The sequence below is a fragment of the Candidatus Binataceae bacterium genome (assembly GCA_036495685.1).
Taxonomy (GTDB): domain Bacteria; phylum Desulfobacterota; class Binatia; order Binatales; family Binataceae; genus JAFAHS01.
On the sequence record DASXMJ010000074.1, the window covers coordinates 1 to 19,963 of the forward strand.

General features: G+C 60.1%; 19 protein-coding genes. 16 read left to right on the forward strand and 3 right to left on the reverse strand.

Features of this window, described 5'->3' with window-relative positions; genetic code table 11:
- On the forward strand, positions 1 to 202 hold a 202-nt coding region (locus tag VGI36_08100; protein HEY2485096.1), incomplete at its 5' end, for a hypothetical protein.
- 211 nt (positions 203 to 413) lie between these two features.
- Here the strand turns inward: VGI36_08100 and VGI36_08105 are convergent.
- Both VGI36_08105 and VGI36_08110 read right to left on the reverse strand, forming a co-directional pair.
- Entirely contained in the window at positions 414 to 1,454 is a 1,041-nt protein-coding gene (locus VGI36_08105; GenBank protein ID HEY2485097.1) for an LLM class flavin-dependent oxidoreductase, read from the reverse strand.
- A 347-nt stretch (positions 1,455 to 1,801) separates the two neighbouring features.
- Positions 1,802 to 2,059: a hypothetical protein gene (locus VGI36_08110; protein ID HEY2485098.1), complete on the reverse strand. Its 258-nt coding sequence runs from the start codon at positions 2,057 to 2,059 to the stop codon at positions 1,802 to 1,804.
- Positions 2,060 to 3,298: 1,239 nt separating this feature from the next.
- Here VGI36_08110 and VGI36_08115 point away from each other — a divergent pair.
- The 6 genes from VGI36_08115 to VGI36_08140 all read left to right on the forward strand — a co-directional run bounded on the left by VGI36_08115 (position 3,299) and on the right by VGI36_08140 (position 11,192).
- Positions 3,299 to 4,501, forward strand: a complete 1,203-nt coding sequence (locus VGI36_08115) for a protein-L-isoaspartate O-methyltransferase (protein HEY2485099.1) — start codon at positions 3,299 to 3,301, stop codon at positions 4,499 to 4,501.
- Between the two features lie 410 nt (positions 4,502 to 4,911).
- Positions 4,912 to 5,442, forward strand: a complete 531-nt coding sequence (locus VGI36_08120) for a CBS domain-containing protein (protein HEY2485100.1) — start codon at positions 4,912 to 4,914, stop codon at positions 5,440 to 5,442.
- Between the two features lie 63 nt (positions 5,443 to 5,505).
- Entirely contained in the window at positions 5,506 to 6,864 is a 1,359-nt protein-coding gene (locus VGI36_08125) for an MmgE/PrpD family protein (protein HEY2485101.1), read from the forward strand.
- Between the two features lie 92 nt (positions 6,865 to 6,956).
- The gene (locus VGI36_08130; protein ID HEY2485102.1) at positions 6,957 to 9,260 is read left to right on the forward strand and encodes a hypothetical protein; all 2,304 of its coding nucleotides are present in this window, start codon (positions 6,957 to 6,959) and stop codon (positions 9,258 to 9,260) included.
- Between the two features lie 73 nt (positions 9,261 to 9,333).
- Positions 9,334 to 10,176: a hypothetical protein gene (locus tag VGI36_08135; GenBank protein ID HEY2485103.1), complete on the forward strand. Its 843-nt coding sequence runs from the start codon at positions 9,334 to 9,336 to the stop codon at positions 10,174 to 10,176.
- 26 nt (positions 10,177 to 10,202) lie between these two features.
- Entirely contained in the window at positions 10,203 to 11,192 is a 990-nt protein-coding gene (locus tag VGI36_08140) for a Rieske 2Fe-2S domain-containing protein (GenBank protein HEY2485104.1), read from the forward strand.
- Positions 11,193 to 11,203: 11 nt separating this feature from the next.
- Here VGI36_08140 and VGI36_08145 read toward each other — a convergent pair whose 3' ends face one another.
- Positions 11,204 to 13,000, reverse strand: a complete 1,797-nt coding sequence (locus VGI36_08145) for a glycoside hydrolase family 15 protein (protein ID HEY2485105.1) — start codon at positions 12,998 to 13,000, stop codon at positions 11,204 to 11,206.
- 403 nt (positions 13,001 to 13,403) lie between these two features.
- Here VGI36_08145 and VGI36_08150 point away from each other — a divergent pair, with 403 nt between their 5' ends.
- The 9 genes from VGI36_08150 to VGI36_08190 all read left to right on the forward strand — a co-directional run bounded on the left by VGI36_08150 (position 13,404) and on the right by VGI36_08190 (position 19,886).
- Positions 13,404 to 14,183 carry an SDR family NAD(P)-dependent oxidoreductase gene (locus VGI36_08150; GenBank protein HEY2485106.1) on the forward strand — a complete coding sequence of 260 codons (780 nt, stop codon included), beginning with the start codon at positions 13,404 to 13,406 and terminating at the stop codon, positions 14,181 to 14,183.
- A gap of 177 nt (positions 14,184 to 14,360) precedes the next feature.
- Positions 14,361 to 15,371 (forward strand): LLM class flavin-dependent oxidoreductase, encoded by a 1,011-nt coding sequence (locus tag VGI36_08155; protein HEY2485107.1) that lies wholly within the window; start codon positions 14,361 to 14,363, stop codon positions 15,369 to 15,371.
- A gap of 168 nt (positions 15,372 to 15,539) precedes the next feature.
- On the forward strand, positions 15,540 to 16,310 hold the full coding sequence (locus VGI36_08160) for a glutathione S-transferase family protein (protein ID HEY2485108.1): 771 nt from the start codon (positions 15,540 to 15,542) through the stop codon (positions 16,308 to 16,310).
- Positions 16,311 to 16,333: 23 nt separating this feature from the next.
- Entirely contained in the window at positions 16,334 to 16,804 is a 471-nt protein-coding gene (locus VGI36_08165) for a glycine/sarcosine/betaine reductase selenoprotein B family protein (protein HEY2485109.1), read from the forward strand.
- A 3-nt stretch (positions 16,805 to 16,807) separates the two neighbouring features.
- Positions 16,808 to 17,182 (forward strand): hypothetical protein, encoded by a 375-nt coding sequence (locus VGI36_08170; protein ID HEY2485110.1) that lies wholly within the window; start codon positions 16,808 to 16,810, stop codon positions 17,180 to 17,182.
- Between the two features lie 50 nt (positions 17,183 to 17,232).
- Positions 17,233 to 17,625 (forward strand): MAPEG family protein, encoded by a 393-nt coding sequence (locus VGI36_08175; GenBank protein ID HEY2485111.1) that lies wholly within the window; start codon positions 17,233 to 17,235, stop codon positions 17,623 to 17,625.
- Positions 17,626 to 17,835: 210 nt separating this feature from the next.
- Positions 17,836 to 18,360, forward strand: coding sequence for a thiol peroxidase (gene tpx / locus VGI36_08180; protein HEY2485112.1), 525 nt, complete (start codon positions 17,836 to 17,838; stop codon positions 18,358 to 18,360).
- Between the two features lie 72 nt (positions 18,361 to 18,432).
- Positions 18,433 to 19,206 (forward strand): 5,6-dimethylbenzimidazole synthase, encoded by a 774-nt coding sequence (gene bluB / locus VGI36_08185; protein HEY2485113.1) that lies wholly within the window; start codon positions 18,433 to 18,435, stop codon positions 19,204 to 19,206.
- 8 nt (positions 19,207 to 19,214) lie between these two features.
- Positions 19,215 to 19,886 (forward strand): adenosylcobinamide amidohydrolase, encoded by a 672-nt coding sequence (locus VGI36_08190; protein HEY2485114.1) that lies wholly within the window; start codon positions 19,215 to 19,217, stop codon positions 19,884 to 19,886.
- The last annotated feature ends 77 nt before the right edge of the window (positions 19,887 to 19,963 follow it).

Here is a 19,963-nt window from a genome sequence, read left to right on the forward strand (position 1 = left end):
GACCAAGCGCATCGAACTCGAACCTGCCGAGACGGTGGAGAAGCGGATCGAGGAGGCGAGTCGCTTCTTCCCCCGCGAGCAGCTGGCGCTTTCGACCCAGTGCGGCTTCGGAACGGTCTGGGAAGGAAACCCGATTCCCGAATCGACCCAGGAAGCGAAGCTGCGGCTGGTCGCCGATATCGCTCATCGCATTTGGAAATGAGGCATCCCAAGCGTTCGTGAGCGTGATTGCGAACCAGACGGGAACACGACCGCCTCCATGCGCCTGAGGACGAAGTGCGCGCACGCAAAATGGCATTCATCAGGTCGTCGGTTTGAATCCGACGGGTGGCGACAGAAAAACGGCGATTTCAACAAATCCAAGGCATGCTAGAAACGCTTCGTCGGAATGTCGCGATTGCCCGAGAACGCAATTAAAGCGCGGCTTCGCGCAGAATCGGTATAACGCGGGCGCCGAAGTCGCGATACCAACCCTTCTGCTCTTCTGGAGATATCCCGCGGCCGAAAATCGCGGCGAAGTGGCCGGCTCCTGCGATGCGGCACTGATTCACGATCTGCTCGGCGACGGCGGCCGGCGTGCCGGCGATAAACTCCTCGTCACCGATCGAAAACGCATGCGCGGTCGGCGTATCGAGCAGCGCGGGACGCTCCGGCGTGTCGACGCGCGGATCGATTTCCAGAAACTTGCGGAAAATGCGGGCTTGCGTCGATTTGATCGACTCGGCGTCGCGATCGCTATCCAACATCGTCACTACGCGGCGCAGGCAGATGTCTTCGGGTTCTACCGGGCGGCCGGCCTTATCGGCTTCGTCACGATAGGCGTCGAAGATCTCAACCACCTTGCTGAGCGGATGAAAGCCCGTGCAGATCTTGGCGCCGCGGCGCGCCGCCTTGCGCGCGGACGCGATACTGACCACCGTCACCCATTTGGGCGGGGAGGGCTGCTGCAACGGGCGCGGGGTCAGGCGCAGGTTGTCGAAATTCCAGAAGCGGCCGTGATGCGAAATCACCGGACTGGCGAGCGCCTGATCGATGATCTCGATCGCTTCGTCGTTGCGGGCTCGCGCTTCATCCGCGCCCAGCCCGACCTGCGCCATTTCCTGCGGGATGCCGGCCGCGGTGCCGATCTCGAGCCGCCCTCCCGTGAGATGGTCAAGCATGCCTATTTCCTCGACCATCTCCCACGGCGAATGATACGGCGGCACCACGCCCATCACACCGAGGCGAATCTTTTTGGTGCGCAGCGAGACGGCGGCGATCAGCAGGTTGGGCGCGGGCGAATAACTGAGTCCGAAATGGTGCTCGCTGAAAAAGATTCCTTCGAAGCCTGCCGGCTCGGCGCTCGCCCAGAGATCGAGATACGCATCGAAATACCGCTGCGATGCTTCCGGATCGAAATGCTGCCCGGGCGAGTGCGGCGAAGCAAAAAATTCAAAGATCCATGGTCTGATCATCGACTCACTCCTATCGCGGTCTTCCCGCTGCTTCAGCGCCGCGTCAACTTCGCGCGAACATTTCATCGCGTTGCCATTTCGATCGCGCACAGGTCGCCGGCATTCAGAACCGGCTCCAATTCAGCTCCTTTATCATCTGCGCCGTTGCTGCTTCCGGCTCGAATGGTTAGTCGCTGCCGGAGAGAATATGGGAGGAATCGAAAATCGTAAACAAAGAAGCAAACGAATCGTCACGCCATGCGCGAACGCTGTCGTAAGAGAATCTCTGCAACGCAGTGATAAATCCGTTGGCTTCGCGCCCGCTCTTCGCAGATTCATTCGGGCTGCCGCTCTTGCGATGCGTCTGGCTAGAAACGGTAGCGTCCCCGAGCGGGCGGTACGATGATCCGCAAATCGCGGCAACGTTCCAGCATGCCGCTCATTACGAGGTTGGTGACTGTGCAGGTGCTGTCGAACGGAAATTCAATAATCGGGCGCGGCAGTCCATGCTCATGGTCGATGGCTTCGTGATGATGACGAACTGCTGCAGCGTTTATCTCGGCGACGCCAAGTTTGATTCGGAGTTCGACGAGCTCAACCGCCATCGCGCGATCATATTTACCCATTCGACTTCGCGCCGTGCCGGGAACATATAGGACTGGGCACGCCAGCGAATTCACCAGACAAGAGTTTTCGCGGCTTCGCTCTTACGATTGCCCGAGCACTCGGCGAAAAGCCCTGTAAGCAGCCTCAACCTCGGTATCGGTGGCATCATAAGGGATACCTGGCGGCAGCCGCTTCGCGTAGAAGTACAAAACGTCGGACGACAGGTTCAGGATCCTTTCCGAGTTGCTCTATCACGCTATCTTTGGCGGCTACCGGCGATCGTGCTCAAGGTCGTTGAGGAAGGGCGGCAGTACCCTTCGACCATCTCCTCGGCGGAGACTCTCTGCGACGCATTTCTGCGTGAGACCAGAGGCCTTGCGCGCCGCAACGATCGCTTGTCCGAAGCTTTTCATCTCATCAGACCCTGATTCGGAGTTTCTGAGAACGAGCATTTGAAAACCACATTTGCCGAAATCCGTTGGCGATTCGCGAGGGCAAAACTGTGGGGGATTTTGTGGGGGGTCTCAATCATTTTCGATACAACTTGGTGCACATCGGTAAGCATGCGCCGCAACCTCGAAGTCCTTGGCAGAGAAGGGCTTGATGCGTATCGAACGATAACAAACGATCCCGACCGAAACCGGCCTTTAACGTCTGTTAACCGTCGGAGCGCTGGTTCGCTTCGTCTGGGGGATCCAATTCGAAACCTCCTGTATACGTTTTTGTGACCGGAATTGGCCTGCAGCGGCCAAATTCTAAGCTCCAGAGAACCTTCATTTCCTAATGTTTTGTTGGTCATTTTGGCGGCGTTGGAGAAGCAAGAGGTTTTGAAGACCGGTGGGGCCACCGGGCCCCTTCCTCCTCCAGGATACTTCTAATCTATCGGCTTCTTGCCGATTTTGGCGGCGCATCATGTATCTCTGCTGGGGTTGTAACCTGCCACCTACGGTCTAATGTCCGTCAGTTTAGGGGCTAGGTTCGCCCAGCGCATTGGCGGGCCTGACCCAGCAGCTCGTCGCCAGTTTTGGATTTACGCCACATGATGACTACCTGGCCGACCCGATACCACCGGATTCTTCTGCAGAGAGCGAGAGGACACCGGGCATTGTTGGCTGATAACCATGAGCAACAGATGTCTGTAAGAGATACCAAAGTGTTGTGCATCGGGTCGGACCACACAGAATTCCTCGCGACTGCCTCGGTGGTTTGGTGACTCTATGGTGAATCGACTGAGGTAAGCTCGAGCCCGAGGTGCATCCGTGGACGCTATCGAGAAATATCAGAAGCAGCTTCTGGAACAGACGCTCAGCATCTACCGTGAGACGCCCATCAGTGAGGCCACCCAGCGAGCGTATCTGGCAACCCCCCGCCATCGCTTTGTGCCGCGCTATCGGGAATGGGGCACCAAAGAATGGCACGAGATAGCGGAAGAAAATTTGACCGAGCACGTTCCGATTTTGTACGCAGATCGGCCGTTGATCCTTCATGGAGACCAGGAGGAAGACGAAAACGTCCCCTCCACGATTTCACAACCCTCCTTCGTCCTTCGAATGCTCGACCTGCTGCAAATAAAGCCAGACCACCGCGTCTTCGAACTCGGGACGGGCAGCGGATGGAACGCGGCACTGATTGGTCAGCTAGTCGGACCGGGTGGGCACGTCCAGAGTGTTGAGATTATTCCGGAGGTGGCCCGCAGGGCGTCGAGCACCCTTCGGTCACTGGGAATTTCGAACGTTCGGGTAGTCGAGGGAGACGGAGCAGCAGGGTATCCCGACGCTGCTCCCTATGATCGTGCCATCTTCACGGCGGGTACGTTCGATCTACCGCGCCACTTCTACGAGCAGATCCGCGTGGAAGGATTGCTGCTGGTCGTGATCAAGACCCCCGGTGGCGGAGATAATCTATTTCTGCTGCGCAAAGCCGGCGATCACTTTGAGTCGGTCGAATCCATGATCTGTGGGTTTGTCCAGCTGCGTGGTAGCTACGAATTCAAGGATCTAGAACCTGCCCTCGTGGAAAAAGCGGTGCCGGAATGGAACGAGCTTAGGAGTCATGAGATCAGCAGACGGCGCTTTTGGTGGGGCAGCAAAGGAAAAGCGTTTTTCGTATGGGCGACCCTGGGTATCCGTTCCTTTCTTGGAATTGTCGAGCCCACTTTTCGTGCATTCAAGACCGCCAAGGACGACATCGGTAACAAGAGGGAACATCACTACTTCGGTCTTTGGGACGCCGAACATCATTCACTGGTCATCGCAAACGATGACTGGCTGATCGCCTACGGCAACCCGCGTGCTGAGGAGCGGCTGTCGGAAAGGCTCCGCTCCTGGGTAGAGCTCGGCATGCCCACTGCGGCCTGTCTTGACCTCAAGACGTATCCCATAGAGGTGCGATTGGAAGCTGACGATCACCAGTGGATTGTGAGACGAAGGGATTCGCAGTTTCTGTGGAGTTTGCAGAGATAAGGAATTTCGTAGGCAACTTGCTGCATGGTCTGCAAAAGAGCATTTGACGGACCCCTCGAATGGCTTGGGGGATCGCCGCCCCCCCCGGGGTGCAAGTTCAAAGCTCAGGTTGCTGCGCCGCAAAATTAGCGTGGCGAATGGACGGCAGCAGTATATCTTTTCGTGACTCCAATTCTCCGGGTTCACGACTCACCGCCTTCAAGGAAGGGTTAGACTTTGTTAATTTTGCCCGGTCGGCGCGGCTTGGTTTTGAAGCCGGGCGGGGTCACCGGAGTCTTCTCACTTCATCGGTGATCCTGTTTGCGACCCGTCGACGGTCGAACCTTCGTGCAAAAACAGGACTACGCTTTGCCATATTTGGGATTGGGCAATATGGTTGGGTTGAAGTCTGACCGTGGAGATGAACCGCCATGCCTGTCGACGAAGATGAAGCGCTACGGCGCGAAGCCGAGGAATCCCCGGGCCCTTCTGAACTTGAATCTGCCTTGGCCAACGACACGCTCGCTGATGTCGTTACCCAACCTCCACTGATCCTTGAGGGTGCCACTTCGCTAGCCGATGCGATTAGCAAGATGCGCGACGAGCGGCGCGCGTGCGTGCTGGTTGTTGAAGCGGGAAAGTTGGCAGGGGTTTTCACCGAACGCGACATCCTGATGAAGGTAGCGGCAACTTCGATGGACCTCGAACGCACGCGTCTCGAGGAGGTGATGACGCGCGATCCAGTTACGCTCCCCGCGGACTCCAGCGTCGCTTATGCTCTCAACCTCATGGTCATCGAGGGATTCCGCCACATTCCGATGGTCGACGAGGACGAGCATCCAGTCGCCGTCGTCTCGATGCGCAGTCTGATCGAGTATTTGGGGTCTTTTTATAGCCGCGACCTTCTCACCATCGCGCCCCATCCACACTTGTCGCGCTTCAAGAATCGCGACGGCGCCTGAAAGGAACGCACACGACCTGTAAGGGCGTTGTTCGAAAAGCGGCGGCCACACGGGAGTCGGGTCATGAATATGCAAACCACAAATGCTGGCGTGACGTGCTCTTTGGTGCGCGCAGTTCGCGACATTCGCTGGGAAGAGAGCCCCGCGGACGCGCGCGAGGCAGCGCGTCAATGTCTTCTCGATTTTCTAGGCTGCGCGGTCGCAGGTTCGCGCCAACCGCTCGCGCAGATTCTGCTAACCGAGATCGCTGCGCGAGAAGGATCGTCCGAAGCGACACTGGTCGGCCGACAGGAACGGTGTTCGCGGTCAACGGCCGCTTTAGTCAATGGCGCGGCCGGCCACGCGCTCGACTTCGATGACACCCACATGGCAATGGGTGGTCATCCGTCCGTTCCAGTAATTCCGTCCGCGCTGGCACTGGCGGAGACGATCGCAGCCAATGGCCAGTCCTTGCTGGAAGCAATCATCGCTGGCATCGAGCTTGAGTGTCGGCTGGGCGCGATCGTCGGCGGGGAACACTATGCAATCGGGTTCCACTCCACCGGCACCCTCGGCGCGTTTGGAGCGGCCGCGGCGTGCGCGCATCTCTTGCAACTGGACGAGGATGGGTGGCTCCGTGCGATGGGTCTTGCGGGAACCCAGGCGGCCGGACTCAAGTCGGCCTTTGGCACTATGGCGAAACCGCTGCACGCCGGGCGGGCGGCGTCGAACGGATTGTTGAGCGCGCTCGCGGCACGCGGCGGGTTTACCTCCAGTGCCGCTATCCTCGAGGCTGAGCAAGGATTTCTGGCGAGCCACGCCGGCGCAGCGCCCTCGGCGCAGCCGATCGATCAGGTCGCCGGACGCTTCCTGATTCGCGACACGCTCTTCAAGTACCACGCGTCCTGTTATCTTACGCATGCCCCCATCAACGCGGCGGCGCGTATTCAGGCGGAACAGCATCTCGACCCGAAAACGATCGATGATGTGGAGGTTCGGGTGGCGCGCAGCTTGCTCAAGGTGTGCAATATCCAATCGCCAACCACCGGACTCGAAGGAAAGTTCAGCTTGCGCGCCACCACCGCCATGGCGCTGCGCGGAGAAGACACCAGCGACCTTGGGACCTTTAGCGATGCTCGACTGACAGATCCGGATTTGGTGGGGCTTCGCGATCGCGTCCGTATCGTAACCATCGACAAGACGCCGCAGACACGGGCGCGCGTGATCGTTAGAGCCCGGGGACAGCAATTCGAAGCGGAATCTGATTCCGGACAACCCGCCTCCGACCTCGACCTTCAACGTGAACGACTCACGAGAAAGTTCCGTGGTCTGACGTCGCCAATTCTCGAGCGCTCCGGCGCCGAGGCCCTCGCGCGCGCTGTGATGGAGGTCGAAAAGCTAGCAACCGTATCCGAGCTGATGCGGTTGACGATGCCACACTAGAATTCTCGCGCCCACCCCAGTCCCCTTCGACAGAGCGCCTTTCGTGTCCATCCGCCTATAGGCTAACCTGTCGGCGATTCATCGCCCTTAAAATGCGCATCTACGCCCTCACGATTTTTGTCGGTGCCTTTCTTCTCTTCCAGATCGAGCCGATGATCGCGAAATACCTGCTGCCGTGGTTTGGTGGCACCGCGATGGTCTGGACGACCTGCCTGCTGTTTTTCCAGATTCTCCTGCTCGCCGGCTACACCTACGCTCACCTCATCGGCACGAAACTGGCGCAGCGCTACCAGTTCATCGTTCATGTGGGACTGATCGGGATATGCGTCGCCGCGATGTTGCTCCTGGCGCTGCTGTCGAACTCTCCGGTGATGCCCAGCGCGAGCTGGAAGTCCGTGCACCCCGCTTTTCCAGTGCTGCGCATCCTGCTCGTACTCGGGGTGAGCGTCGGATTGCCATTCTTCGTGCTCTCGGCAACCGCGCCGCTGCTCCAGTCCTGGTTCGCAACCATCTATCCGGGCGCTTCCGTCTACCGTCTTTACGCGCTTTCCAATCTTGGTTCGTTGCTGGCGCTGCTCACCTATCCCTTCGTGGTGGAGCCGACTCTCGCTCTCCGAACCCAGGCGAATTTGTGGGCGGCGCTCTACGGGACGTTTGCGATCGGAATGCTGTTATGCGCGCTACCGCTTCGCAGCCGACAGGCGCTGGCGCGCGCAAGTGTGGACGAGTCCGCAGATCCCAGCGTAGGTACCAAGGTGCTCTGGATAGCGCTCGCCGCCTGCGCTTCAGTCCTCCTCTATGGGGCCACCGGTCAGATGACCCAGGATGTGGCGCCGATTCCGTTCCTGTGGATTCTGCCGCTCGCGCTTTATCTGCTCTCCTTTATCATTTGTTTTGACAGCGACCGCTGGTATCGGCGCGGAATTTTCCATCCGTTGCTGGGCATCGCGATCTTCGCAAGCTTCTTGATAGTCATCTACCTCAATGCGATCGCGCCGCCGATCGGGCATGTGTTTCTGTCGCCACAGATCGTCACCCTCGCCATCGAGGTCGGAAATCTCTCGCTGCTGTTGTTCGCTGGATGCATGGTTTGTCACGGAGAGCTGGTCCGTCTGCGGCCGCATCGGCGCGATCTCACAGTGTTTTACCTGCTGGTTTCCGTGGGCGGCGTGCTGGGTGGGGTTTTGTCGGTCGTCGTTGCGCCGCTCCTTTTCCGCGGGTTTTGGGACTTTCGCTTCGCCGTGTGGGCGAGTGTTGTACTGATGGCAATTGCACTGGTGCGCGATCGCGAATCGTGGATCTATCGCGGCCCGCCGGTGGTGGGCATCGCAATCCTGGCGGTGGCCCTGGCCTATCCGCTGGTGATCCGCGTAATTGAGCATGCCTGGATCTATTCGGTGCTTGTGCTGACCGTAATCGCCGCGGTCGCACTGCTGCCACGATGGAAGAGTCGGCCCCGGTGGCTGAGGCGACCGGGAATTGTCTCACAGCTTTCAATGCTGGCCGTGATCGCGGTGCTCGGTTTCATCTTCCTCGAAACCATCGAAGTGGCGCTCCACGACACGCTGTGGATCACGCGCAACTTCTATGGCGTATTTCGCGTGGTTGAGAACGAGGGCCCCAACCATCAGTGGCATTCCTATCGGCTTCTCAACGGTCGCATCTCCCATGGCATGCAGGTGTATTCGGCGAGCGACCCGCAAGCGCGCTACTACCCGACTACCTACTATGACATCGACAGCGGGATCGGGCTGATAATGATGAACCATCCGCGACGCGCCGAAGACGGGAATTCAGGCTTGCGCGTTGGAATCGTGGGCCTGGGCGTCGGTACCATAGCCGCGTGGGGCCGGCCGGGTGACTACTTCCGCTTCTATGAAGTGAATCCAGCCATCATCAAGCTGGCCAGCGACCCCAACGGGTACTTCAGCTATCTTCGCGATTCCAGCGCGAAGGTCGCCATCGTGCCCGGCGACGCGCGGCTTTCGATGGAGCGTGAACTAGCTGAAGGTCGTTCTCAGCAGTTCGACGTACTCGTCATTGATGCGTTTAACGGAGACTCGATCCCGACTCATCTGCTGACCCGCCAGGCGATGCTCATCTACCTGGCTGAGCTCGCTCCGGACGGCGTCCTGGCAGTTCACGTCTCCAACCTGTTTCTCGATCTGCGCCCGGTGCTCGCCGAAAACAGCCGGGCCCTGGATTTGCGTTACGGCTTCGTCAGCAGCGAGGAAAAGGACGCGATGAACTGGGCGAGCGACTGGGTCCTGCTTGCGCGCAATGACAAAGTGCTGGGACAGCCTCGAATTGCAAGCCGCCTGAAATCGCGCGATGGGCTACGGCGCGTGCGCCCCTGGACCGATGACTACAGCGATCTGTTCCAACTGCTCAAATAGGTGGGGCGGTCGGTGGTCCCAGGATTAGAGGTGGACTTGACGCAATCGAGCCCCACGCGCTAGAGGCGCCTTCATGCAGGTGGCGCATGGATCGCGAATGACCTTCGCACCGGTCTCTGGGCATCGTTCAGGCGGTATCGACTTTAAGCGCCTTATCCAGGGAACCCCCGGCGCTCTCGACAACTTTGAGTTGAGTCTCGTGCGCACGGCGGGCGACTATTACACGCCGCGCCATCGTCACAACTTCGACCAGGTGCGTTTCTGCCTGGAGGGCGTCATGAACTACGCTCCGGACAAGAACCTGGAGAGAGGCGCGGTCGGCTATTTTCCCGAGGGAACCTTTTACGGTCCGCAACAGGACACCGCGGTGTCTGTAACGCTGGTGCTGCAGATTGTGGGGGCCAGCGGTCACGGCTTCATGAGCTACGACCAGTTGAGTGCCGGGTACCAGCAACTCTGCGACTACGGAAACTTCGAGGGGGGCGTATTCACGCGTACCACGGCCGACGGACGCATCGTTCGGAAAGACGGCTATGAAGCGGTCTGGGAGCATGTGATGCGCCGTGAGGTAAGGTATCCGGCGCCGCGCTTCGACGAGCCGGTCGTGATGTTCCCCGATAATTTTAACTGGATCGGGCTCGGCGGCGGGATCGAGGTCAAGCGACTGGGCGCATTTGGCGAGCGCGGCCTCGAACTAAGCTTCATCCACGCGCCGCGCGGCGCCAAACATGTTATTCACAACCTGGCGACGTGCGAACTGCTGTTCGTGGTGAACGGCGCCCTGCACGCTTTCGCCTCTGACGATCCGATTGACGCGCATTCGGCTCTGCGCGTTGAGGCGACCGACTCCGGCATCATGCTGGAGGTCGACGAAGAGGCCCTGATCTTCGCGATAAGGCTGCCACTTTTCCGCTGAAAGGCCGACACCATCGGGAGGAAATCATGGCAGCTGGAACAGCACGCTCATTGGCGCGATCGGGCCTATCGACCCGCACCGCCGCGTCTTCGCCGGGGTTCCATGCGAGCTGGTACGCGATCGCGCGCGCCGATGAAGTAACGCCAGGTCAGGTAGTTGGACGCGATTTCCTGGAAGGACGGGCGATTGTCTATCGGGGTGAGAGCGGGCGGGGGTCGGTAATGAGCGCCTACTGCCGTCACCTGGGCGCCGATCTCGGGGTCGGGAAAGTTATCGGCGAGGATGTGCGGTGCGGGTTCCATCATTGGCAATACGGTCCAGACGGCAGGTGCACCAAAATTCCGGCGTCCGACAAGATTCCCCGAGCGGCGCGTGTCTTCAAGTTTCCGACCGCGGAAAAATGGGGACTCGTCTGGGCGTTCAACGGCGAACAGCCGCTGTTCGAGGTCCCCGATTTTGCGGGGTATCAGGAGGCCGAGCTCGAGTATCGCACCATCGAGGCCTTCGACCTTCCGGTCGAACCGTGGGTGCCGTTTACCAATTCGATGGACTTTCAGCATTTGCAGGTGCTGCACGGTCTGAAAATCGATTTCGATCCGAAGCAAATCCAGGTCGGCGACTACCAAATTCAATACGACGTGCGCTTCGAAGATCCTAACCTCGGAGTGTTCGATCAGTGCATTCGCGTGACCGGGACCAACACCATCGCGCTGGCCGGCAAACTCAACGGGATGAGCGTTTGCTCGATGGCCACCGGAACCCCCACCCCCGATGGGCGGACCATCGGCTGGATGGTCACCGCCACGCCGCGTTCGGAGGCGCCGCCGCAGCAGCGGGCCCGGCAGCTAGAGATTGGTGAGGCATTTTTTAAGCGCCTCATCGAGGAAGACACACCGGTGTTGAGCACCGCGCATTTTCGTGAGGGCGTTCTGATCGAGGCAGATCGAGCGCTCGCCATGTTCTTTCAGTATGTGAAGCGGTTTCCGCGCGCCCGACCCGCCGCCCGTTTCGCTTGAAGGGCGCGAAGCTACTGCGCGGCTCGCTCTATCGCGGGTTTCCGCTTGCCGGCAAGATTGTGTGCGGTGTTCACTAGGCAGACGTGGGTGAATGCCTGCGGAAAATTCCCGAGCTGGAGCTTGCCGGTAGGATCGTATTCTTCCGCGAGCAAGCCAAGGTCGTTGGAGATCCCGAGCAGTCGTTCGAAAATAGCACGAGCTTCTTCGGTTCTGCCCAGCGCAGCCAGGTTGTCCGCATACCAATAGGTGCAGGCCAGAAAAGCGCCCTCGCCGCTGGGCAATCCATCGACGTTGCCGGAGCCCGAATAGCGCATCACGAACCCATCGACCATCAGTTCCTTCTCGATGGCCGCGACCGTGCCGACGACGCGAGCATCGGTTGCCGGAAGAAAACCAACCAGCGGCATCATCAGGATCGAAGCATCCAGCGAGGTGGCGCCGTAATACTGCACGAAGGCGTTGCGGGTTGCATTGTAACCGTTGCGGCAAACGTCGTCGTGGATCTGCTGACGCAGCGAGCGCCATTGCTCGACCGGGCCATGGAGGTTGAACTTTTCGACCGCCTTGACTGCGCGATCGACCGCGACCCACGCCATGACCTTCGAATGGGTGAAATGGCGGCGCGGTCCGCGCACCTCCCAGATACCTTCGTCGGGCTGATCCCAGGCCGACTCCAGGTAGTCCATAAGCTTCTTCTCGAGCGCCCACGCATAGTTCTGTTCGGGCACGCGATGCTTGCGCGCCACATGCATGGTGTCCATCACTTCGCCATACACGTCGAGCTGGAACTGCTCGTGAGCGGCGTTGCCGATGCGCACCGGCCGGCTATTGGAGTAGCCCGCCAGCCACGGCACTTCACGCTCGGTCAATTGGCGCTCGCCGGCGAGTCCGTACATGATCTGCATTTCTTGCGGGTGACCCGCCACCGCGCGAACCAGCCACTCCCGCCACGAACGAGCCTCCTGCGTGTAGCCCGCGATCAGCAACGCGTATAGCGTCAGAGTCGCGTCACGCAGCCAGCAGAACCGATAGTCCCAGTTGCGCACTCCGCCCAGGGCTTCGGGCAGCGAGGTGGTAGGTGCGGCAACGATACCGCCAGTCGGTGCGTAGCTGAGTGCTTTCAAGGTGATCAAGGAGCGCATGACGGGATCTCGCCATTCGCCCGTCCATTTGCATCTTGCAGACCAATCGCTCCACCACTTCTCATTTGTCGAGAGCAGCGCGTGGGCGTCGTCACCATGAGGAGTCGGGCGATGGGACGGATACCAAACCAGGGTGAAGGAAGCCTCTTGGTTAGCAGTGAGCGAGAATTCCCCTGTGTGAGCGAGGTCGTGGCCTACCAGTCGAATGGGCGACCGTAACTCGACAGCGTCCGGTCCTGCCATCGCACGCAGACCGTAGTCGGCACGGCGCACCCACGGGATCTCGCGGCCATAGCCAAAGCGCAGGATGAATTCTGTGCGCATGGTCACGCTGCCCGAGTTGCATCGGACCAAACGGACCAGGTCGACACGATCTTCGCGCTTGGGAATGGGCATGAAATCGATCAGCGTGGCGGAGCCTTGAGGGGTCTCGAAAGTAGTCTCCAGGATCAGGGTGTCGCCCCGGTATCGGCGCGTCACCCGGTTTACGTCACCGGCCGGCTCGATTTGCCAGCGGCCATTGGTTCGATCGCCGAGCAGCGCGGCGAAGCATGCCCCCGAGTCGAATCGTGGCACGCACAGCCAATCTATAGAGCCGTTGCGGCCGACCAGCGCGGCCGTGCGGGTATTGCCGATAAGGCCGTAGTCTTCGATCCTCAGGTTCACTTGGTTAGCCCCGTTACGGAAAACTCGCGCCGCCAGACTACCATGCAAGGGCAATGTCTACGACGCGGAACCATCGCCCATCGCCTGGGGTTTGCCTGCGGCACCGGTCCCTTAACAGTTCGTGGCTCGGTGCGGGGTCAGCTTGCCCACTGCGCTTTCAGTACGCCATTTTGACGGCGCGCCCGATGGGCGTCGTGTTTTGAGAGTTTGCTTCACCAGGTTCGGCTCGCCCGTGAGGTTGTAGAGATTTCTGAGCTGGGCCGCAAACAGGGCAGCGCAAGCAGATCCTTTCACCTATGAGGCAGCTCTGCGTGTCGAAGGAAAGGCGACTTCGGCGTTTGCCCTATTCAAGTCCGCAGCGACTGCGCTATGTCTCAAGTCATCCACAGCAAAGGAGACGACGATGGGTCGGCTCGACGGCAAGATTGCCTTGATCGTCGGCGGGGGCGCCGACGGACCCCCCAACACGGGTGAGACACTCGCCATCGGCAACGGGCGCGCGACCGCAATTATGTGCGCACGCGAAGGCGCAGCAGTGATGGTGTCCGATCTTAAGCTGGCGCTGGCGGAGGAAACCGCCGCCGCCATCCGGTCCGAAGGCGGCCGCGCCAAAGCAGTGACGTGCGATGCGAGCAAGGAGGAGGACTGTCGCGGGGCGGTCGAAGCGACGGTGCGCGAATTCGGCGGTCTGCAGCTGCTGGTGAACAACGTCGGAATCGGAATCGGTGGCAATTTGCTCAAAACCACGACCGAGCAATTTGACCGGATGGTTGCGGTGAATCTGAGGAGCCATTTCCTTACGATGCGATACGCGGTACCGGAAATCGCGAAAGCAGGCGGCGGAGCGATTGTAAACGTCTCGTCGATGGCAGCACTAAGGAGCAATCGGCTGATTCCATACGAGGCCACCAAGGCTGCGCTGCTGGGATTGTCACGCTCCGCTGCGGCGTCCCACGCGCGAGACAAAATCCGTGTTAACACGATTCTGCCCGGACTGATCAATTCCACCATGGTGCGGCGCGAAATCGGTGATCGCGAAGCGGCGGTCGCACCACGCATCCCGCTGCGGAGGCAGGGGACTCCCTGGGAGATCGCCAAAGCGATCGTGTTTCTGCTCTCCGACGACGCTTCCTATATCACTGGGACGGAACTGATCGTGGATGGCGGGCTGTCGATGGGGTGAGCGCGGGCGAGGAAACGCCGGCCGGTGCGTCAGGACCAGCCATAAAACGTGCGAGCGAGGACCCTGAGGATCTCAGTTCCGGGAGAACGGCCGCACGCCGCAAGTCGGTCCACGCGGCGGACCCTTGAAAACGTTCACGGACTTCCAGGAGCGGGAGAGGACGCATAGGTCGCGAATATGCGCAAAGTAAGATTCGGTTATCAGCTTGACTTCCGGAATCCGCCTAGATCCGAGCGCAGTTTTGCCACGCTGTATGGTGATTCATTGGAGCAGGTGGAATTGGCCGAGGCCCTCGGCTTCGACTCCATTTGGCTAACCGAGCATCACTTCACCGACGATGGTTATCTTCCCGCGATGCTCCCGGCTGCGGCTGCGATCGCGGCGCGCACCAAGCGCGTTACCATCGGGACCTTCGTGCTGCTTGCGCCATTTCAGCATCCACTCAAACTCGCTGAAGACGCGGCGGTGGTGGACGTTATTTCGAACGGCCGTTTGCGGCTGGGGTTGGGGCAGGGCTACCGACAGGAAGAGTTCGATGGGTTCGGTGTACCCCGCGCGGAGCGGCTGGGACGTACCCTGGAGACCATCGAAATTCTAAAGCTGGCGTGGACCGGCCAGCGCTTCAGCTTCGACGGCAAATATTTTCACTTCAAAGACGTGCGGGTGCTGCCCACCCCGGCAAGCCATCCCTATCCGGAATTGCTGTGGGGGGCGGGAGCGCCGAAAGCGATTCGGCGTGCGGCGAAGATGGGATTGTCGTTTGCATGTGTCGGCGGACGCAAGGAAATGGGAATCTATACCGAGGCGCTCAAGGAGGCCGGGCGCAATCCGGCGGACTTCAGCCTGGTTAACAGCCGGGTCGTCTACATCGCTGCCACGGCGCAACAGGCCTGGAAGGAGGTCGGCGATGCGCTTATGTATCAAGCCCAGCACTATGGCAAGTGGCTCAGCGCGGCGGCCGGCACGAGCGACATGAGCCAGGTGCTGATCCGGCCCGATCCGGAGCGGTTGAAGCGCACCAGCATTCTGGGTCCGCCCGAGGAAGTCCGTGCGCGGATAACGGCGGTGATCGAGTCGGGCCCGATTACCGACTTGATTACGGTGGCGCAGCTACCCGGTCTGGATCCGGCCAAGGCGCGCCGATCTCTGGAACGCTTCGGCCGCGAGGTGCTGCCCGCATTCAAGTAGAAAACCGAGTCAGCCATCGAGCGTAAGGACAGCCGCCAGGTCTGTCGGGATCTCCCGGGTTCCTGAGTGCCGTGATCTCGATTAACGTGCCGAAGTCACCGGTTGTACGCAGATGTTTCTGCAGCCCCGGGAGTTTATCTTTTCATCGGTTCGGCGAGGAGGAGATCGATGCGACTGTTCACTTTCGCCACCAGTCCGTACGCGCGCAAAGTCCGCATGGCACTGGACTTCAAGGGCCTCAGCTACGAGCCTATCGAGCGCTGTTATTCCCTGGACCACAAACAGGACCTGTTCGCCGCCAGCCCGCGCGCGGAAGTTCCCGCCTTGATTCTCGACGACGGCCGCACCCTCGCGGACTCCACGATCATCTGCGAATACCTGGAAGATGCGTTTCCCAGCCCGCCTCTGCGACCGTCCGATCCGTATCAACGGGCGCGGATGCGCCAGGTCGAAGATTTGTGCGATCGCGTGTGTGACGCGGTCACCTATGGCTACTGGATAGCGGAGGCGCGAAAATCCGCACCGGAAGCGGCAGCGATGAGCCAGGCGTCGCGCGCGGAATTCGCCGAGCTGCTGCAAAAGCTTGAAGGCGAACTTGGCCAGGGCGACTTCTTCTGCGGCTCACCCAGCATCGCGGATTTGGCGGCCATCTGCCACGTGCCGGCGGCGCGGGCGATGGGCATTGACCTTGGCGGGATGCCGCGGCTGAAAGCCTGGATCGCCAGGATGACGGCGATTCCCGCGGTGCAGGGCGATCGTCAGCGGCTAGTGCGGGCTCTTGCCAAGGTTCATGATATCAGCAGCGAGCTGGTGGGCCCCGACGGGCGAATTCACTGGCGCGACAGCCGCCTTGAGTGGCCGGTGCGACGCGGGTTTATCGATTTCGTGGCGCGCGAATTTCACGCGGGCAAGATGATGTTCCCGCCCCAGGCCACCTAGGCTCGCGACTGGAGGTTACCAGCATGCCAGTGTCCTACATTCCGCGGACTCGGGAGCTGTATGCCGAGTTCAACAATCCGTATCGTTGGGTGACCAATGAGTCCGTGCCCTGGACGCCGCTCACCAAGCCGATCGCGCTGTGCAAGGTGGCACTCATGAGCTCCGGCGGCGTCATGTACCGTGATCAACCGCGGTTCCATCACGAGGATGCGTCCTACCGACGCATTCCCAAGAGCGCGACCCGCGAGGATTTGAACGTCTGGCACTTCGGATATCCAACCAAGGATGCGCAACTCGATCCCAACTGCGTGTTTCCGTGGGAACGGCTGAAGCAGCTCGAGCGCGAGAAAGTGATCGGTGAATTGCACGATCCATGCTTTAGCTTCATGGGCGGCATCTACTCCGCGCGCAAAGTGCGCACCGAACTCGCTCCGAAAATCGCGGCTGAACTCAAAGGCGCCAAAGTTGATGCTTTCTACCTGGTGCCCGCCTGACCCGTGTGCCATCAGTCCGTCGGACTGATAGCGCGCGCAGTCGAGGAGGCCGGAATCCCGACTTTGTGTATGACTTCGGCGATCGACATAACCAAGGCCGTCAAGCCGCCACGCGCGGTGTTTGTCAATTTTCCGCTGGGCCACCAGACGGGCAAACCCAATCAGCCCGAGTTGCAAAAACGTATCGTCGTGGATGCGATGCACGAATTTGAGGCCATTGCACAGCCGGGAACAATCGTCGAGTTACCCTACATCTGGGACGCCAACGATCGCAGCTGGGAAGAACGAGACTACACGAAGGGCTGGATGCCGGAGAGGCCTTCGAAGGGAGCTGCAGACAGAGAGGAAGCGGAAAGGCGCGCGCGTTACTCGAGCTGAAGGGTTGCCTTGCGCGCAGCAGTCTGGCGTGGCGCAAAGAGGAGCGAACTATGAATGGCGTGGCGGCAATTGTCGGCCTGGCAGTACTGGAATACATGATTTTCGGGGTCCTGGTGGGAAGAGCGCGCGGTACCTACCACGTACCGGCACCGGCAACGACCGGAGACCCAACCTTCGAGCGCTACTTTCGGGTACATCAGAACTCGATGGAAGCACTGGTAGTGTTCATTCCGTCGCTGTTGCTGTTTGCATACTATGTGAGCGTATCGCTGGCGATCGCGGTAGGGTTAATTTTTCTGGTCGGTCGGATCATCTACGGGACCGGCTACATCACTGCGCCCGAGAAGCGCGGCCCCGGGGCGATGATCACCTTTAGCGTGAATGCCGTTCTCGTGCTCGGTGCGATTATTGGACCGATCGTTCATCACTTCCGGGTCCACTAGGGTTTCTGGCCGCGTCGACTGGCGGCCAGCCACGACTTGAAGGTTTTCGCGCGTCCTCATCCGCCCCTCCTTAGGGAATTATCCCCGAAACGCGAAGAGAACTTCCGGCGCAGAGGAACTGGGAACTTGGCAGATTTGGGGCGACCTACTAAAGTCGGGTCTTCGGAATTCTGCTCCTAACTATCAATCCGGAATAAGGAGATTTTTCTCATGGCGGAAGAACGCAAAGGCGTCGTTACGATGAGGGGTAACCCCATGACGCTGGTCGGTCCTGAACTCAAGCCCGGCCAGAAGGCTCCGGGCTTCACCATAGTCGGTAAGGGACTGCAACCGGCGGGGCTCGACCAGTTCAAAGGCAAGGTCAAAGTCATCACCACGGTTCCCTCGCTCGACACGCCGGTCTGCGATGCGGAGACGCGGCGCTTCAACGAAGAGGCATCCAAGCTTCCCGGCGACGTGCAGATTTTGAGCATCTCGATGGATCTTCCGTTTGCACAGGCGCGCTGGTGCGGAGCGGCCGGGGTAGACAAGGTGACGACACTGAGCGACTACCGGGGTGCGGAATTCGGCCAGAAATATGGGGCCTTGATCAAGGAGCTTCATCTGCTGGCGCGCGCGGTGTTCGTGGTCGATAAGAACGACAACGTCACCTACGTCGAATACGTCAAGGAAGTCGCGGAGCATCCAAACTACGAAGCCGCGCTCAGCGCCGCTCGCAAGGCTGCCGCCGCATGAAAACCTCGGCCGGGGAGGTGCGCGTCCATAGCGCACCCTCCTGAGCTATTCGCCATCAGACGGAGCACAATCTTGCAGGAGAATGAAAATTCGCCGCGGTCTTTCGCGCATGGGCTTCCTTTCGCGGTGGGACTGAAGCGCGGCCTCTACGAGGCAATTTTTCGCCGGCGCGACATGCGCGAGTTTTTGCCCGATCCGATTCCTGACGAGGTCCTGGCGCGAGTGCTGATCGCGGCGCACCATGCGGCCAGTGTTGGATTCACGCAGCCGTGGGACTTCGTCGTGATCCGTGATCTGGAGCGGCGCCGACGCGTGCATGCAATCTTTGACGAGGAGCGAATCAAGAACGCCGATCAGTTCGTCGACGAACGCCGCGCGAATTTTCTGTCGCTCAAGCTCGAGGGAATCCTCGAGTCGCCCCTCAACGTGCTGGTGACCTGTACTCCGGGCCGTTCGGGTCCCGGGATACTCGGCAAGACCAGCATTCGCGACGTCGAGATTTATTCGTCGTGCCTGGCGGTGGAAAATTTCTGGCTGGCAGCGCGAGCCGAGGGATTGGGCGTGGGATGGGTGAGCATTCTCCGCAATGAGGCGCTGGTGGAGATTTTTTCGATTCCCGCTGGAACGATTCCTCTCGCATACCTCTGCGTGGGCTACGTTCGCAACTTTCCCGACCAACCCGTCCTCGCGACAAAAGGCTGGGCGCGCCGGCTACCTCCTCGAACGCTGCTGCACTTCGATTCATGGCATGGAGACCATTCGTCCGGCGACGACCTGATCAAGGCGATCCAAAATCCGGACATCTGGCACGAGATCTTTCCCGACGAAGATCCTGGAGAGCACTGAAGCTCGTCTTGGACCGCTCGATCCCCTGGCGGTGGGAGGTCCGTGACCGCACCCTGATAGTCCGGTTCGACACTCCGTTCCGCACCCTGGGATGGGCGCCTATGGGAGGTGGTTTTTCACGAGCCCGCGTCGTCGCCAACCACCAGGTGTCGGCTGACGATAGCGGAGCGACCGAAGCTCCCCTACGGTACCTTCGCCGCACGATTCGTCATCTTGCGATCGATCCTCGCGGCGTTGTTGCGATGATGACCGGTGCGAACGTCGGCCAGGCCGCATACGCTTTTGCCAGTCGCGGATCCCTGGTCGCAGGTGCGTGGTGCACGGCGGGGTGCACGAATGCCCTGCGGGTCGGAGACCGCGCGACCTTCGCTTCGGCGGCACCTGGTACGATCAATCTAATCGTCGCGCTTAATGAGCCTTTTGATGACAGCGCTCTGACAGAGGCAGTGCAGATAACCACCGAAGCGCGGGTTGTGGCGGTTCAGGGAGCCAAAGTCGCCAGCACAAGATCCGGCAAGCCTGCTACAGGAACCGGAACCGATTGCCTCGTGGTTGCGACTCCCGTGGGAAAGGATGCTCATCGCTACTGCGGGAAGCATACGGTGGCCGGCGAATTGATCGGCCGCGCCGTACTGGCGAGCTGTGCAAGAGCCTTGGTGCGCGAGGCGAGGAATCGCTGATGGTGCGGAAGAATCCGCCGGATGCTCGGCCCCGACCTGGCCCCGGATTCGTTTCTGGGCTGGTGGAGCCAGCCGCG

Excerpts from the sequence above, each read along its gene's own strand:
- VGI36_08105 (HEY2485097.1), bottom strand. The coding sequence starts at position 1,454 with ATGATCAGACCATGGATCTTTGAATTTTTTGCTTCGCCGCACTCGCCC.
- VGI36_08110 (HEY2485098.1), bottom strand. The coding sequence starts at position 2,059 with ATGGGTAAATATGATCGCGCGATGGCGGTTGAGCTCGTCGAACTCCGA.
- VGI36_08120 (HEY2485100.1), top strand. The coding sequence starts at position 4,912 with ATGCCTGTCGACGAAGATGAAGCGCTACGGCGCGAAGCCGAGGAATCC.
- VGI36_08125 (HEY2485101.1), top strand. The coding sequence starts at position 5,506 with ATGAATATGCAAACCACAAATGCTGGCGTGACGTGCTCTTTGGTGCGC.
- VGI36_08130 (HEY2485102.1), top strand. The coding sequence starts at position 6,957 with ATGCGCATCTACGCCCTCACGATTTTTGTCGGTGCCTTTCTTCTCTTC.
- VGI36_08135 (HEY2485103.1), top strand. The coding sequence starts at position 9,334 with ATGCAGGTGGCGCATGGATCGCGAATGACCTTCGCACCGGTCTCTGGG.
- VGI36_08140 (HEY2485104.1), top strand. The coding sequence starts at position 10,203 with ATGGCAGCTGGAACAGCACGCTCATTGGCGCGATCGGGCCTATCGACC.
- VGI36_08150 (HEY2485106.1), top strand. The coding sequence starts at position 13,404 with ATGGGTCGGCTCGACGGCAAGATTGCCTTGATCGTCGGCGGGGGCGCC.
- VGI36_08155 (HEY2485107.1), top strand. The coding sequence starts at position 14,361 with ATGCGCAAAGTAAGATTCGGTTATCAGCTTGACTTCCGGAATCCGCCT.
- VGI36_08160 (HEY2485108.1), top strand. The coding sequence starts at position 15,540 with ATGCGACTGTTCACTTTCGCCACCAGTCCGTACGCGCGCAAAGTCCGC.
- VGI36_08165 (HEY2485109.1), top strand. The coding sequence starts at position 16,334 with ATGCCAGTGTCCTACATTCCGCGGACTCGGGAGCTGTATGCCGAGTTC.
- VGI36_08175 (HEY2485111.1), top strand. The coding sequence starts at position 17,233 with ATGAATGGCGTGGCGGCAATTGTCGGCCTGGCAGTACTGGAATACATG.
- tpx (HEY2485112.1), top strand. The coding sequence starts at position 17,836 with ATGGCGGAAGAACGCAAAGGCGTCGTTACGATGAGGGGTAACCCCATG.